Source organism: Streptomyces sp. NPDC057565, assembly GCF_042801455.1.
GTDB lineage: Bacteria > Actinomycetota > Actinomycetes > Streptomycetales > Streptomycetaceae > Streptomyces > Streptomyces yanii.
Genome location: NZ_JBHVFU010000065.1, coordinates 16,298 through 30,478 on the forward strand (window position 1 = coordinate 16,298; position 14,181 = coordinate 30,478).

Below are 14,181 nucleotides of genomic sequence, written 5' to 3' on the forward strand. Positions count from 1 at the left end.
GGTTACCGCCCTTCGGCCCGGGCCTTCAGGCGGGCAAAAATACCATTTGTGCTGGCCATGTCCTCAGCGCCCTCAGCGCCCTCAGCGGCGACGCTCTGCTGCACCTCTTCGCGGCGGTGTGTTCGCAGGCCGGGCACAGCCCGCCCTCCGCGGGGCGATACCCGGCCGGGCCCGCCGTGCCGGGCTCGACATCGGCCTGGCAGGACGGACACTCCCAGGTGGCTTCCCACCGGGCCGGTTCCTCGCGCCGCCGCTGGCCCTCCACGGCCCGGGCCGGCCTTGTCAAGTTGCGTGTGTGGCAGGTGAGTTGTGGCGTACTGATGGCGCTCGGGTGCCGTGCCGTGCACGGTGCTCAGGCGTGCACGGCCGCGCCGGTGACGGTCTTCCAGAGGCGGAATCGTTCGGTCATCTCGGCACGGTAGTCACTCGCTGTGATCAGATGCCGGCGGGGCCGGAAGAGTGTCGAGATCCTTGAGAACGCGGCGAGGAATCCCTGCGCCGCACCCGTTGAGCGGAAGTTCTTCATAGCCCTCTCGCGCTGCCTCGTGGGCTGATGGCTGTTCTCTGCACGGTTGTTCAAGCACTTCGAGCTGCGGTGCTCCACCGAGGGCATGACCTCGCGGTGGGCGACGCCGTAGCTGCGGAGATTGTCCGTGACGAGTACACGGGGTACGTACTCAAGATCCTTCAACAGCATGCGGAAGAAGCGTTTCGCAGCCCGGCCATCACGCGTGCTCTGCACCAGAATGTCCAGGATGCGCTGTCACGTTATCCACGGCCCGCCACAGGTACTTCCGCTCACCGTTGACCTTGATGAAGACGTCGTCCAGATGCCACTTGTCGCCGGGCCGGGGCTGCCGGCGGCGCAGCGCGCCGGCGTAGCACTGCCCGAACTTCCGGCACCATCGCCGGACGGTCTCGTGGGAGACGATCACGCCGCACTCGAGCATGAACTCCTCCACCTCACGGAAGGACAGCGGAAACCGGAAGTACAGCCACACACAGTGGGAGATCACCTCGACCGGGTACCGATGGTCCTTGTACGACGGCGACACGTCCCCCACGGACAACCCTCACCAGCATGATCAACCCGAAGATCATCCCACTCAGCCAGCCAACTTGACGGCGCCCGCTGCCGGCCACCACGGGCGCTGGCTCGGCCACCCTCACCCAGGCCCGGGCTGCCCAGGACGCTCTCGCCGCAGCACAAACGGTGATCAACCGCCTGCGTGACCGGTGACCGCATCGCCTCCTGGCCGGTCGGCTTGCCGCAGACGCTGGAACCGACAAGGCCCGCGAGGCGGCCGTACACGGCTGGTGACCCAACACCGCGTCGCCGAGCGCGGCCAGGCCGACTGCCGCCGCAGCGGGCAACGGCCAGACTCTTCCGGTGTCACAGTGCCACTGGCGGGCCTGCGGCCTGGTGCGAAATAGTGGCTGCGTGAGCGATAGCGTTCTTCGGCCCGCGCCGAGTGGTCCTGTCCTATCCGAACTGTTGGGCGCCTTGGACTCCTACCGGTTGGCGCGGCAAACCCTGCTGGGGACCTTGGGACTCGGCCAGTCGAACCGGGACCCCCTCGCCGAGTTCGCCGAGCACCTGGTCGCGGCCCTGTGGCAAGGCCGACTCGCCGAATCCCGAGTGCAGGCGAAATACGACCTGATATCGGCCGACGGCGAGTACGTACAGGTCAAGTACCTCGCCAACCCTCTCTCCGACTGGCCGAACGAGCACACTGTGCGGAGCATCCCCGGCGTCGGCTGGTACGCGCTCGTCGTCTACGAAGCGTTCGTCGTGACGGGCGTCCTGGCCTTCCCGCCCGACCTGACAGAGATCTGCTCGGCCCTGGGCAAGCGCCACCCCGGCCAGTCGACCTCTCTGCAACTCACCCGCCGGAACTGGTGGACGATCCGCGATAACGCAGACGCCTATCGGCAACTCGGCATGCGCATCTGGGTTCCACCCTTCCTGTAGGCGCTGTCATGTTGACTGGCAGGGTGAGATGATCTTCGGGTTGATTGCTGGTGGAGGGGATCGTCCGTGGAGGGCATGTCGCCGTCGTACAAGGACCATCGGTACCCGGTCGAGGTGATCTCGTACTGCGTGTGGCTGTACTTCCGGTTCCCGCTGTCCTTCCGGGAGGTCGAGGAGCTGATGCTCGAGCGCGGCGTGGTCGTCTCCCACGAGACCGTCCGGCGGTGGTGCCTGAAGTTCGGTCAGGCCTACGCCAACGCGCTGCGTCGCCGGCGTCCCCGTCCCGGCGACAAGTGGCACCTGGACGAGGTCTTCATCAAGATCAACGGCGAGCTGAAGTACCTGTGGCGGGCTGTGGACCAGGACGGCAACGTCCTGGACATTCTCGTCCAGAGCCGGCGGGACAAGGCCGCGGCCAGGCGCTTCTTACGCCGTCTGATGACGAAGACCCGGGCGGTGCCGCGGGTGATCGTCACCGACAAGCTCCGCTCCTACGGCGCTGCCCACCGCGAGGCGATGCCGTCGGCCGAGCACCGTTCGCACAAGGGCCTGAACAACCGGGCCGAGAACAGCCACCAGCCCACCAGGCAACGCGAACGGGCGATGAAAGGCTTTCGTTCCGTCGGTGGAGCGCAGCGGTTCCTGTCCGCGTTCAGTGGCATATCACCCCACTTCCGGCCCCGCCGCCACCTGATGACCGCCCCCGACCACCGCCTCGAGATGACCGTCCGCTTCGCAATCTGGGATCAGATCACGGCGCCACTGGCCGACCCACCGCGGCCTGAACCCAGGCCGGCACCCGGCACCACCACGCCCCGACACACCGTCAGACACCCACGCACCCAACAACGTGACAACGCCCGCGGGGCCGCGTCAGGGGCGGGGCGACCGGATCCTTTGTTTCTCTCGCCAGTTGACGAAGGACGCCTCTTCCGGCAGGACTACGCTGATCGTCTGCTCCTGGAACGAGGCATCGCCGAGAAGCCTGTGGAGGAACTCCACCATCCCGAAGGGGTGCAACTGAAAGGTCGGGTTGGTGTGCCTCCCGCACACCAGGACAGGCCACCTGTCTGGATTGTCGTCCGTGGTCACCCAGCAGTAGATATCGGCGCCCGACGTCACGCCCCATGCCACGATGGATGAGGGGTCCAGATCGAAGTCGGCAAAATCGCGTTCCATCTCCCACGTGTAGCGCGCGTTTTCCGTCTCGTCCTCCAGGCCTGACCCACCCGGGTACCCATCGACACCCAGCGTGGGCAGCAAGACGACGACGCTTTCGCTGAACGTTCCCGCGCCGTAGGTCTGCATGAAGAGGGCATAGTCGGAGGGGAAGCGGGAGGGCCAGGCCGCCTCCACCTCGCTCCAGTCGATCTCCTCGTCCCGGCCATGCGTAGTCGGCACGAGGCGAGAGAGTGCCGTTACCGACTCGATCGCGTCCATGGCCCACTCCTGATGTCCTAAGTGCCCCAGCGCACTGCATGCAACGTCCGGATGGCCACCCTATGAGGTCACCGCTCCAGATGAATTGGGGAGGCACCAGGTCTCTTGCCAGGACAGTATCGGGATGCTCGTGGCGGGTGACGATGGACGGGGCGGGCCTGCGCTGGGGGCTGCTGCACCTGTCCGACGGCATCAACGGTGGCGTCCCGACCGCGCTGACTTACGTACCTTCTGTCTGAGAGGGCGTTCGATAGGGGACCCCCCCTATCCGTCCGTCCGATCCGCGCTGCGGCGAGACGGACTGTTTCCATGATCTCGTAGCGCGACACCTGGGTCATCGGTTTCGATCATTCTGTGACTGAGCGACGTGCCTACCCTTCGGACCTCAAGGACGATCAATGGGAGCTCATCGAGCCGCTGTTGCTGGCGTGGCGGGCTGCCCGGGCCGAGGGGCGGGAGCCCACCACCGACCTGCGCGAGGTGGTCAACGCGGTCCTCTACGTTGCCCGGACGGGGGTGGCCTGGCGGTATCTGCCCCATGACTTCCCGCCGCACACCACGGTCTACGGCTACTTCCAGGCGTGGGAAGCGGACGGTACCACCGAGGAGATTCACGACACTATGCGTGAGCAGTTACGGAGGAAGAAGGGGCGCCGGATCCTGCCGACCGCCGCGGTGATCGACGCCCAGACGGTGAAGGCATCACCGAATGCGCCGGAGAGCACGCAAGGGTACGACGGTGGCAAGAGGATCAAGGGCCGCAAGCGGCATATCGCCACTGACACGCTCGGGTTGCTGCTGGTTCTCATCATCACGGCCGCCGGCGTACAGGACACCAACGGCGGCAAACTCGTCGCCGATGCCCTGGCCGCCAAGTTGCCCACGGTGACGAAGGCGTGGGTGGATGCCGGGTGCAAGTCCAAGATGATCACGCATGCCGCCGGTCTGGGCATCGAGGTGGAGGTCGTCTCGCGTGCTGCGGAGCAGAAGGGTTTTGTGGTCCAGAAGGTCCGCTGGCGCGTGGAGCAGACTTTCGGGATCATGAGCCGCTACCGGCGTCTGCACCGCGATTACGAGGCGCTGCCGGAGCGGTCCCGTTCGATGATCCATTGGGCCATGGTCAACTCCATGGTCAGCAGGCTGACCGCGAGCCCGAGTCAAATCGGACAATACCTCCGCCCGAAACCGCCTGCGGCAGCATGAAACGGTATCGAACACCCTCTCAGAACCTCAGAACAACTGACTCACCGCCAGCACGAGGGTCGGCCCCGAAGTCCAATCACGCCCCAAGCGGCCTCACCGCCGACCGTAAATATTCAGATACAAGAGACAAAGACGCATAAACATCACGAGGCATATCTCACTCAGTGATGTCAAGCGGTCACGGTCAGAATCCCCCTGAGGTTGCCTGGGACACCGAAACGGTGGTTGCATCACGCCCGGTCGAAGAAATGGAGACACAGCTCCGTAGCTGTGACAGGCCGTCACCGCGTCGCTCTGAGATCGTCGACCTGGCGCGGCAAGGGCATGAAATCGAGAACGGCAACCGCCCTCTCCGAGTGGGTGGTGTGCGCCGATCAGGAGGGAGCAACGTGGGTTGCTCGCACGCCGTAGGATGCCCCCTGTTCCCGCTGCTTAGGGCGAGCTTGCAAGGTTGGCGCGACTACTACTGCGACAGCGAGGATCAGTGGCTCGGCTGTGCGCGCTACCAGATGTCACTCACCGGCGAGCGCGTGCCGATCAGCCTGCTGCCCAACGGGGCTAGCGCACGACATCTCGAAGACGCGGTCAACACGGGCCGGTCCGGCGCTGTCGACCCAGGGCAGGTATCCCGGCAGGCCCCGCCGCCACGGCACAATCCGACGTCACCGGAGAGCGCGTCTTGGTCGCAGCCAGCGCCGGCCTGGCCACCTGAGCCGTCTGAACCTGGGATTGCGGCTCCGGAGAGCGTGACTCAGTGGGGGGCGGCATCTCCGCCGATACCAGTCACGCATGACCAACCGTCACCGCCCCCACAGATTCCCCAGCCTCATACCCGCCCCTCTCGACACGCGCGGCAAGCGCCCAGCTCGAAGCGCGGCTGGTGGGCTCGATTCTCCGAATGGATGGGAGGCCCCGCATGAGTAGCTACTGGCCCTGGTGGGCCGGCGCTGCCGGGCTCGCTCTGGTCACGATCAACTACACCCTCATCACCGATCGTTCTTTTGGGGTGTCGTCCGCGTGGGATCGCGTGTTGCACTGGCGACGCGAACGCCGCCTCGAGCGGATGGACGAGGAGTTCACCGACGATCGTGCTCTTGTTGACGCTCTCGCCGCAGCTACAGCGGAGCAATTCGGCACCGGCCCTGGCGCGTCTACCGTTCCGCCGGTTCCGTACGGGGAGTCACAGCTGCTCGAAACGGACGTCGAACCGACGGTGAGTGAGAACACCTCGACCACAGGCCCGGGCCCGGCCCCGTTGGTCACCCAGGCTGCCCTGCTGATATCGATCTTCCTCGGCGGATTGATTGCCGCGGTCACCTCCGGGCGGTTCCACCTCCGCTACGACATGGGCCCGGGTTTCCGGAGCCTGGTCACCGCCAATCCGACCACCATGATCGCCCTGCTGTTCGTGGGAGGCGTGCTGGTCGGCTTTGGCACTCGGCTGGCCGGTGGGTGCAGCTCCGGCCACGGACTCAGCGGCTGCGGCCGTCTACGCCCGGTCAGCATCGTCGCGACCGCCGTCTTCTTCGGCACCGCCATCGTGGTGTCGTTCCTCCTGTGGAAGGTGATCTGATGCGTACCCGGGGCGCGATTCTGCTGGCCAGCATCATCACCGGACTGGCCCTCGGTTATACCGTCACCAACATCGGCTTCGGCGACTACGCCGAGCTGAACCGCATGTTCACCTTCCAGGACCTGCGCATGCTCCTCTCCTTCGCCGGCGCCGTGGTGATCATCGTGTGCGCATTCGCTCTGCTGCGGGTCCGCCGCACCCCAGGGCGCATCCACGCCGGCGTGATCCCCGGCGCGGTGCTGTTCGGTACGGGCTGGGCGATCTCGGGTGGGTGCCCTGCAATCCCGATCATCCAGGTCGCCAGCGGATACCTGCCTGCCCTGGTCACCATCGTCGGCGTCATCGTCGGTATCCGGCTGTGTCGCTGGGCCAACGCCCGGTACTTCCACCTCGACCGCGGCTCCTGCGGTCTGTGACCAAGGGCGCCCCGCCATACGTCCCGCCGAGGAAGCGGCCCTCGGCCGGAGCCTCTGCGGCTGGTTAGCCGGAGTAGCACGGGTCGCCGCCGTAGGTGGACTTGGCGAGGTTACGTCCACCTATCCCGTCACCACATAAGGAATCCGCGCAGGAGCATCACACATGCTGCACACAGTGTTTCGAAAGCCTTGTTAGCGTTACTGGTTGCTCGATTACATGTGCGAACGTGACCAGGCTGTGGCCCAGGTGGGCCGACGGCGCGTCGAACCAGGAAGACCGGAAGACTGCGGATGGATTACTGCTCCTCATGCCGTCGGCATCTCAATGGCGCCCTGGTGTGCCCCGGGTGCGGCGCCTACGCTCCGGACATCGCCCCGCCTGCCAACGGCGGCTGCAGCGAGTCGGCCCCGGCGATGGCGAGCACCGCACCGGCCACAACGGCTTACCGGGACACTGCGACCGCCGACACGTGGCATGACATGCTCCTCGACGGCGAGGCGGAGTCCAGCGATTCCACGAGCGTGGCTCCGCATGTTGCCCCCGATGTGGAGGACTTGCCGCCTGTGCGGCAGGGGCGTGCGGCACGTCGGCGCCAGCTGGTCCGCTGGAAGAAGAACAAGCGCCGGGCGGCGGTCGCCAGCGCTGTCGCACTCGTCGGAGGCGGCCTGACCATCGCCATGATGGACGGATCCTCCGCCGACCGGGTCGAGGCGGCCGTGGCACCGGACGACCCGAGCATCGGTGCCGTGGAGGAGCAGACGCCCGAGCAGAATCGTTCGGCGTCCGCGCCAGCGACCAGTCAGGGTACTCACCGGTCGTCACACGCCGCGTCCCAGCCGCAGCCGTCGGCGAGGACTAATGCCCCGCGAGAGCAGGCGCTCGTGGTCTCGCCGCGTACGACGCCGCCGATCGACCGGCCGGAGGCCGCCGTGCCTGGCCGCCCGGCCGCGACGCCGACCTTGCAGCCGCACAGCACCGCCCCCTCCGCCGGAGATACGGCTCCCGACCGCTCCGATACAACGGCGCAACAGCCGTCGACGCCCGCGCCCACTAACGGCACGGACGCGGGTCCGTCCCAGACTCGCCCTGCACGGGTGCCGACGTCGCCGACGGACGTCTGTCTACTCGGACTGTGCCTCAGCTGACCACGCCTGCACCCGGTCCGTTCCCAGTCGAACGATTTTCGAAGTTCGCGGGCCGTGTGCCAGTCTGTGGGCAATAGTCCCAGGCGACGGGAAGGAGAGGAGGCAGAGCCCATGAGTCCCCGCGACGAATTCCAAGTCCTCCTGCGCCGCATCGGCCGGTGGTGGGCCATCGACATTCCCCGTCTCAACCTCCACACCCAGTGCCGCACACTTGAAGGTGCGGAGGACCTGGCGCGCGGTCTCGTCGCCGAAGCCGTCGGGGCCCCCGCGGACCTGATCGTCCTGAAGATGGTGGTGCCCGAACTCGAGCCCGTGCTCGGTCCGGTAGCCGAAGCGCGGCACCGTCGGGCGGCCGCGGTCGCCGCCGAGGACCAGGCGATCGCCGCCGCTGTTCACGAGCTCGTGGACAAGCTGCACGTAAGCCAAGGTGACGCCGCGCGTCTACTCGGCATGCCCCCGAGCGAAGTGGCCCACTTCACGCCACGACGCAGCTCGGCGACCGCCGGCACAGAGCAAAGCGCAGGGCAGCACACCCCCGTGCCCGTGCCCGCGCCCAGTCCGCCGCGACCGGGCGCCGCCGCCCCTGCTTCCGGCTCGCGCCCCGGCCTGCCACGGCGGCGACCGCGGCAGACGACCTCGCCCGCCCGACCCGCTTGGGCGACTTCAAAGGACGGCACCGCAGACCGAGGCTGACACGGCTTCGCCTCCAGGCATGCGGCCACGGGCATGCTTGCGTGGAGTGGTCACCGATCATTGGGCGGCCGGTGCCCATCGACCGCACGCCCCTGCCCGAGGATCAGCCCATTACGCCGTCCGCGCGGCCACGATCTTCATCAGGGGGCAGACGCCGGCGGACGCCTTCAAGACCGCCACCGATCCGGTCACCCAACGACTGGCAAATGATCACTACCGGCGAACGTGTGGCCAGCGGTTCGTCCTTGGGGAGGAACGACAGCCACACAGAGCAGCTGTACGTTTCTGCACACCTCGCTCCCATGCCCCTCGGCCGGGTATCGAGGTCTGCGGCCCCGTCTCCCGGTGCGCAGCGCGTACATCCCCCAGGGCGGCGGGGCCGCACCTACCGCTCGACCGGGGACTGGCGTGTCGGCCGATGTGGAGAGCAGGGGCAGGCTGCCTGGCACGGGAGGACGCGCCCTGCCCCTGCACACCGGGTGTGACCAGGCCACCGCGGCTGGAACGGCCAGCTCATGCGCTCGGGAGGGAAGAACCTCGGCCCGCCCCCAGCCACAGACAGCCCCATTCCCAGCATTCCCTAAAACTGGCCAGGCCTTCGACTCTCCGATGCGGGACGGCCTTCTGCCCGTCCGGGGAACGGCCTGGGTGCCCCTGCCACGTGTCGGTCGGGCACCCAGGCCGGGCTCTTGCGAGCAGGGGCAGACCTGTCACGGGGGGGGGAAACGGGTCTGCCCCTGCACGATGGCGCCCGCGTACCTCCCCCACGAAGAGCAGGCGCCTGCCCCCACTCGGGGCACTCTCTTCAGCGGTTGATACGACGGAAGTGTCACGGGTGACCCACGGGTAGCTGGATCCGTCACATGATCTACACGAAGCCAGCATGCTGCCCACATAATTCACAGGCGCAGATCACACAATGACTGTTCCACACAACAAGCTTGGGGGGACAACCACGGCCTACAGCCTGACCCCGTACATCAACACACCTATCACCCCAGCCTGGCCGCGATGTACGGCTCGAGCCTCGCCCGTGTCATCTGAACACTCGTGCCCGTGGTCAGCATGAGCCTGCTTGCCGCGCCGAGCAGGCTGAGCGTGCTCCCATCGATGGAGCCAGGCTGATCGCCAGACTCCGGTCCTCAACCTCCGGCAAGCTCACCGTCCCCGAAACAAGCAGCCTCCAGCACACCGCATGGCGGTCCAGCAGCCGCGTCCGGCAGAAGGTACTGGATCTCGGGTGAGGTGCTTGTCGATAGCAGCAGTTGCCAGGTGACGGTGACGTTCGGAAGCCTTCTTGACCATCCGCAAAAGTGAGCATGCGCACAAACATTTGAGTAAGTGCCGGAATAGGTACCCATAATCTGGATATCGCAGCGCACGTGTAACACAACGGCACTGGCATGGCGCAGACATACAGGGAGCGGGCAAACGACCCGTGCGCCCGAGAAGGCCCATGTTCCTCCGAGAGGGCGCTCTCCCTGCCGAACGCAATACGCCAGATTGGATTTCTTGTGAGCAGTACTGACCCGGTGCCCGGATACCAGACCTATGACCAGCACCAAGGCGGCTCACCCCGCTCCGTCCGCCGCCAAGGCGCCCCACGGCGGGTAGCTCTGGCTGTCTGCACGATCGCCGATATCGCCGCCGGCTGCCTTGCCCTGTGGGTCCTGCTGTATCTACTGGGTGCCAACCAGGCCAATATCTTCGTCGCGTTTGTGCACGGAGCGGCCGACTTGCTGGCCTGGTGGTCACAGGACATTTTCACGATGGACACAGAAGGTCTGCGAATTATCCTCAATTACGGCCTGCCGGCCGTGATGTATATGCTGATCGGCCATGGAATCGCTGCGCGGCTGAACCAGGCATGAACCAGTTCGGCTCTCATCCGGTCGAGGGACCAGCGGCGTTCACTATCTCTTCGCAACTTCTTATCCGTCCGAGTACGGACAGCAGCCCGCACCGTCGTACGCGGGCAGCGGAGCAATGACTCGGCGCTGTCGCAGCGCCCATGACCCCTCGTGCCGGCCGCAGCGCGCCGACACGGAGACTCCCTGATGATCGCGCAGCAACCCCGCCCTGGGGCTGTGTCAGGTGGCCCAGCCGCAGCGGAAGGACCGGCACTGTGACACGAAACCCAGACCGAGACGATCACCTGCCCATCTATGAGGGCCTGGTACGCGAATGCGGCGACGTTCTGGCAGAAGCCCACCGCGCGTCCCAACAGGCGCTGCACCAGGCGGCAGCACTGATCGGGCCGGAAGCAGTCCAGTCGGAGCCACCGAGACAGCGGCAGGACTTCACCGCCTGATCCGTGCCCGGATCACCGGTCGGGCCCCTCCGGAGGGCCCTCCCTCCAGATCAGAAACAGAAAGTGACCTCCAGTGAGCCCCATCCGCCGCACAACCCCGCATGCGATGACAAGACGTCGCAGCAACCACAGTGGGCACAGACAGCCTCTGCCGACTCGGCTTGGCGCTGCCCACGGCCGGCCGGAGACTGCGCCAGCACGCCGGTCCACTCCGCGTCCTCCTTGTCCAAGAACGCAGCCGGGCCGCGTTGATGCCGCCGCGGCGACACGACGACTGGGCCGGTGAACAGGAGCCCCACCGAAACCCTGACCTCCAGGACAGGACGGGCGACGTGAACAGTCCCGGGAACAGGGGCAGCCTGGCCACGCGATACGGGCGGGCGGTGGCCACAGCCCGTTGGTGCGCCCCTATGCCATGACCCGCGGCCGGACCCGGGCACGGTATGACCTGGCCATCGAGGCGTTGGTGCACACCACGGCAGAACCCGGACGACTGACCGGCCAGTTGCCCGAGCACCGGCGGATCTGCCAGCTGTGCCGGGAGGTCAAGTCAAGGGACAGGATCGTTTCCCCCCGTGATGGGTCTGCCCCTGCACGCGTCGCCGGCAGCAGGGCAGAGCGAAGGACAACATTCCACTCGCATGATCGGTGTCCGTGATGTGGAGTGGCCACCGAGTATTTGGGACGCCGATGCGACCTGTCGTACGCTCCGGGGGCGTTGGTTGGCCGGTGGGGGGACGGATCGTGGGACGAGGAGGGCACGCTCAGCGCGTTTCGGCCGATGATCCCGCGCTGAGTACGGCGGTCGTTCGGGCCCAGGACGGTGACGAGGCCGCCTTCGTCGTGCTGTACCGGCTGGTCCAACCGGGTCTGCTCAGCTACCTGCGCGGGATCGCGGGCGAGGACGCCGAGGACATCGCCGCCGCTGCCTGGCGGGAGATCGCATGCGAGCTACCACGGTTTCGCGGCGACGGGCACGGATTCCGCGGTTGGACGGCGAGTATCGCCCGGCGGCATGCGCGGGGCCACTTCCGGCTTCACGGGGCAGCGCCCGGTTCTCCGGGAAGCCCCTGGACGCCGCCGACCGTGGACAACATCGCCCACACCCTGCCCGGAGCAACGCTGTCCGCCGAGACGGCCCAGGCTCTGGTCGCCCGGCTGCCCCGCGCCCAAGCCGAGGCGGTCCTTCTGCGCCATGCCGTACGCCTGGACGAACGTGCAGCCGCCCAAGTGATGGGCAGGCCCCGCACTGTCGTACGGATGCTGGCCCGCCGCGGTTTGAGGAGCCTTGCCCGTCTGCTCCGCCCTGACGATCTGACACCTCATGCGCCACGGACCCTGGGGGAACCGAGATGAGCACCGATCGAAACGGGGATGAGCGGTTGAGCGGCGAGGCCCGTCGGCGCGACGCCATCCCGCCCCCTGGAACACCTCAGGACGTCGGCCCCGCGAACGACCTTGACGACCCATCCACCCCCGAAAGGACGGCCGAACGGATCAGTGCGGCCCTGCGGCAGCAACCCGTGGACGACACTGCGGAGCAGGCCGCCATCGCCGCATTCCAAAGCGCGCGCAAGGCACGCGATCGGACCCTGAGCACCCGGCGCCGCGACGACTGGCGCCCGAGGCCCCAGAAGCACCGCTGGGCGCGCGGCGGAGCGGTCGCCCTCGTGACGAGCTCCCTGCTGGGCGGCATCGCCTTCGCCTCCATCGGCGTGGTGGACACGCGGCAGCACGACACTCCCAAGACCGGCACCAGCCACAGCACTCCGCCGGCACACACGCCCCGCGAACAGAGCTCTCCTTCCTCCGGGCCCAGCACGGCACCGACCACCCCCTCCCGACACCCCGGAACGACGAAGGACGTCGAGGCGCACTGCCGTGCCTACGAGAGGGTCAAGAACCGTGGACACGCCCTGGGCGCCACGGCATGGCAGCGTCTCATCCGTGCTGCAGGCGGCAAACAGCACGTGGCGACCTACTGCGCCCAGTTGACGGGCTCAGCAGACACGGCCACCTCGTCGCCGACGAAGGCGAACAAGACCGGGAAAGGCCACGGCATGCCGAGCGCCAAAGCCAAGCCGCCGAAGGGCCCCTCCAGCCGGCCCTAGATGTACTGACCCGTGAGGTTGGGGACGCGGCTGGCGGGTGGTTGACCCTTGAGCGCGGTGTGTCCGCGGTGGTGATTGTAGGTGTGCAGCCAGGCCGGGTAGGCGGCACGTCTGTCGGCCTCGGTCCGGTAGGGCCGCGCGTAGGCCCATTCGTCCAGGAGGGTGCGGTTGAACCTCTCGACCTTCCCGTTGGTCTGGGGCCGGTAAGGGCGAGTCCGCTTGTGCGATATGCCCTGAGCGGTGAGGGAGTTGCGCCACAGGTGACTCTTGTAGCAGGAGCCGTTGTCGGTCAGGACGCGTTCGACGGTGATCCCGGCCTGGGTGAAGAAGGCGTGGGCCCGCTGCCAGAACGCGACAGCGGTCTCTTTCTTCTCGTCGGCGAGGATCTCGCTGTAAGCGAGGCGGGAGTGGTCGTCGACGGCGTTGTGGAGGTAGCTGTAGCCGGCGCCGGAGCGGGTCTTGCGGCCCGCCTGGCGCCCGAGGGTTTTGTGTCCGCCGCCGTCGGGGATGTTGCCGAGCTTTTTGATGTCGACGTGGACGAGTTCGCCTGGCCGGTCGCGTTCGTAGCGGCGTATGACGCGGCCGGTGGCACGGTCCAGGTGGGTCAGGCGGGCCAGGTGGTAGCGGGTCAGGACCCGGTGGACGGTTGCCGGGTTCAGGCCCAGGAGGTAGGCGATGCGGGCTGGTCCCCAGCGGCGCAGCACGCGGACTTTGATGATCCTGCGCTCGGTGCGGGTCGGGGTCCGGCGCGGGCTGTGGTGCGGGCGGCTGGATCGGTCACTCATGCCCGCCTCGCCCAGCTCGCGGTAGCGGTCGGCCCACCGCTTGGCCGTGGTCGGGGAGACCTGGAAGCGTTCGGCGGCCCTGCGCAGGGGCCAGCCGTCCTCGACCACGCAGCGGGCCAGACGCAGCCGTCCGGTCTCGGTCAGGGGTGCATTACGGTGGGGCACGAGGGCCTTTCTGGTCGCCGGTGCAGATGTCGCAATCCACACCAGGCCAGAAGGCCCTCACCCATTTCAAGATCAATCAGCCGTGAACCCTGTCACCAACCTCCGTGGACAGAACACCTAGACAGCGTCCGACCCGACTCGCGAGGTACGGCCGTCGGTTCAGCGACGTGGCAGTCGTTGGAGTGACACGGTGGCATCGGCGCACACCCACGCGGGGCAGGGTCCGCTTCGAGTAGGCGGCGAGCTGCCCTGCCGCTCTTCCCCCACCAGCTGGTTTGTGACGCCCGGCTGAACGGACCGGCGGTCCCACGGCCGCGGCGCCGCCGTGCGGGTCCTCGGGCGGCGGCAAGGCGATGGCCCTCCCGG

At 67.3% G+C, this 14,181-nt stretch carries 10 protein-coding genes and 3 pseudogenes; 10 read left to right on the forward strand and 3 right to left on the reverse strand.

Annotation, left to right across the window (positions count from 1 at the left end; translation table 11 throughout):
* Window positions 1-352: 352 nt before the first annotated feature.
* Window positions 353-1,064: pseudogene (locus ACFU8W_RS44595) on the reverse strand (IS6 family transposase).
* Between the two features lie 440 nt (window positions 1,065-1,504).
* Here ACFU8W_RS44595 and ACFU8W_RS44600 point away from each other — a divergent pair.
* A complete protein-coding gene (locus ACFU8W_RS44600) occupies window positions 1,505-1,972 on the forward strand; it encodes a hypothetical protein (protein WP_384050697.1) in 468 nt (155 codons plus the stop codon).
* Window positions 1,973-2,047: 75 nt separating this feature from the next.
* A pseudogene (locus ACFU8W_RS44605) lies at window positions 2,048-2,737 on the forward strand (IS6 family transposase); the annotation flags it as partial.
* Window positions 2,738-2,845: 108 nt separating this feature from the next.
* Here the strand turns inward: ACFU8W_RS44605 and ACFU8W_RS44610 are convergent.
* Window positions 2,846-3,412 carry an SMI1/KNR4 family protein gene (locus ACFU8W_RS44610; RefSeq protein WP_384050700.1) on the reverse strand — a complete coding sequence of 189 codons (567 nt, stop codon included), beginning with the start codon at window positions 3,410-3,412 and terminating at the stop codon, window positions 2,846-2,848.
* Window positions 3,413-3,766: 354 nt separating this feature from the next.
* On the opposite strand from ACFU8W_RS44610, the gene ACFU8W_RS44615 reads away from it, so the two are divergent.
* The 8 genes and pseudogenes from ACFU8W_RS44615 to ACFU8W_RS44650 all read left to right on the forward strand — a co-directional run bounded on the left by ACFU8W_RS44615 (window position 3,767) and on the right by ACFU8W_RS44650 (window position 12,865).
* A complete protein-coding gene (locus ACFU8W_RS44615; RefSeq protein WP_384050702.1) occupies window positions 3,767-4,615 on the forward strand; it encodes an IS5 family transposase in 849 nt (282 codons plus the stop codon).
* A gap of 916 nt (window positions 4,616-5,531) precedes the next feature.
* On the forward strand, window positions 5,532-6,188 hold the full coding sequence (locus tag ACFU8W_RS44620; RefSeq protein WP_384050704.1) for a YeeE/YedE family protein: 657 nt from the start codon (window positions 5,532-5,534) through the stop codon (window positions 6,186-6,188).
* Entirely contained in the window at window positions 6,188-6,604 is a 417-nt protein-coding gene (locus ACFU8W_RS44625) for a YeeE/YedE thiosulfate transporter family protein (protein WP_266990003.1), read from the forward strand. The genes ACFU8W_RS44620 and ACFU8W_RS44625 overlap by 1 nt, the downstream gene beginning before the upstream one ends.
* A 1,257-nt stretch (window positions 6,605-7,861) precedes the next feature.
* Window positions 7,862-8,443: a hypothetical protein gene (locus tag ACFU8W_RS44630; RefSeq protein WP_384050707.1), complete on the forward strand. Its 582-nt coding sequence runs from the start codon at window positions 7,862-7,864 to the stop codon at window positions 8,441-8,443.
* A gap of 1,514 nt (window positions 8,444-9,957) precedes the next feature.
* Window positions 9,958-10,314: a hypothetical protein gene (locus ACFU8W_RS44635; RefSeq protein ID WP_384050710.1), complete on the forward strand. Its 357-nt coding sequence runs from the start codon at window positions 9,958-9,960 to the stop codon at window positions 10,312-10,314.
* 816 nt (window positions 10,315-11,130) lie between these two features.
* Window positions 11,131-11,307, forward strand: a pseudogene (locus ACFU8W_RS44640) (DUF742 domain-containing protein); the annotation flags it as partial.
* A gap of 191 nt (window positions 11,308-11,498) precedes the next feature.
* Entirely contained in the window at window positions 11,499-12,110 is a 612-nt protein-coding gene (locus tag ACFU8W_RS44645) for an RNA polymerase sigma factor (protein WP_384050713.1), read from the forward strand.
* Window positions 12,107-12,865: a hypothetical protein gene (locus tag ACFU8W_RS44650; RefSeq protein WP_384050716.1), complete on the forward strand. Its 759-nt coding sequence runs from the start codon at window positions 12,107-12,109 to the stop codon at window positions 12,863-12,865. The genes ACFU8W_RS44645 and ACFU8W_RS44650 overlap by 4 nt, the downstream gene beginning before the upstream one ends.
* Here ACFU8W_RS44650 and ACFU8W_RS44655 read toward each other — a convergent pair.
* Window positions 12,862-13,815, reverse strand: coding sequence for an IS481 family transposase (locus ACFU8W_RS44655; RefSeq protein WP_384050719.1), 954 nt, complete (start codon window positions 13,813-13,815; stop codon window positions 12,862-12,864). The two genes, ACFU8W_RS44650 and ACFU8W_RS44655, sit on opposite strands and share 4 nt — an antisense overlap.
* Window positions 13,816-14,181 lie beyond the last annotated feature (366 nt).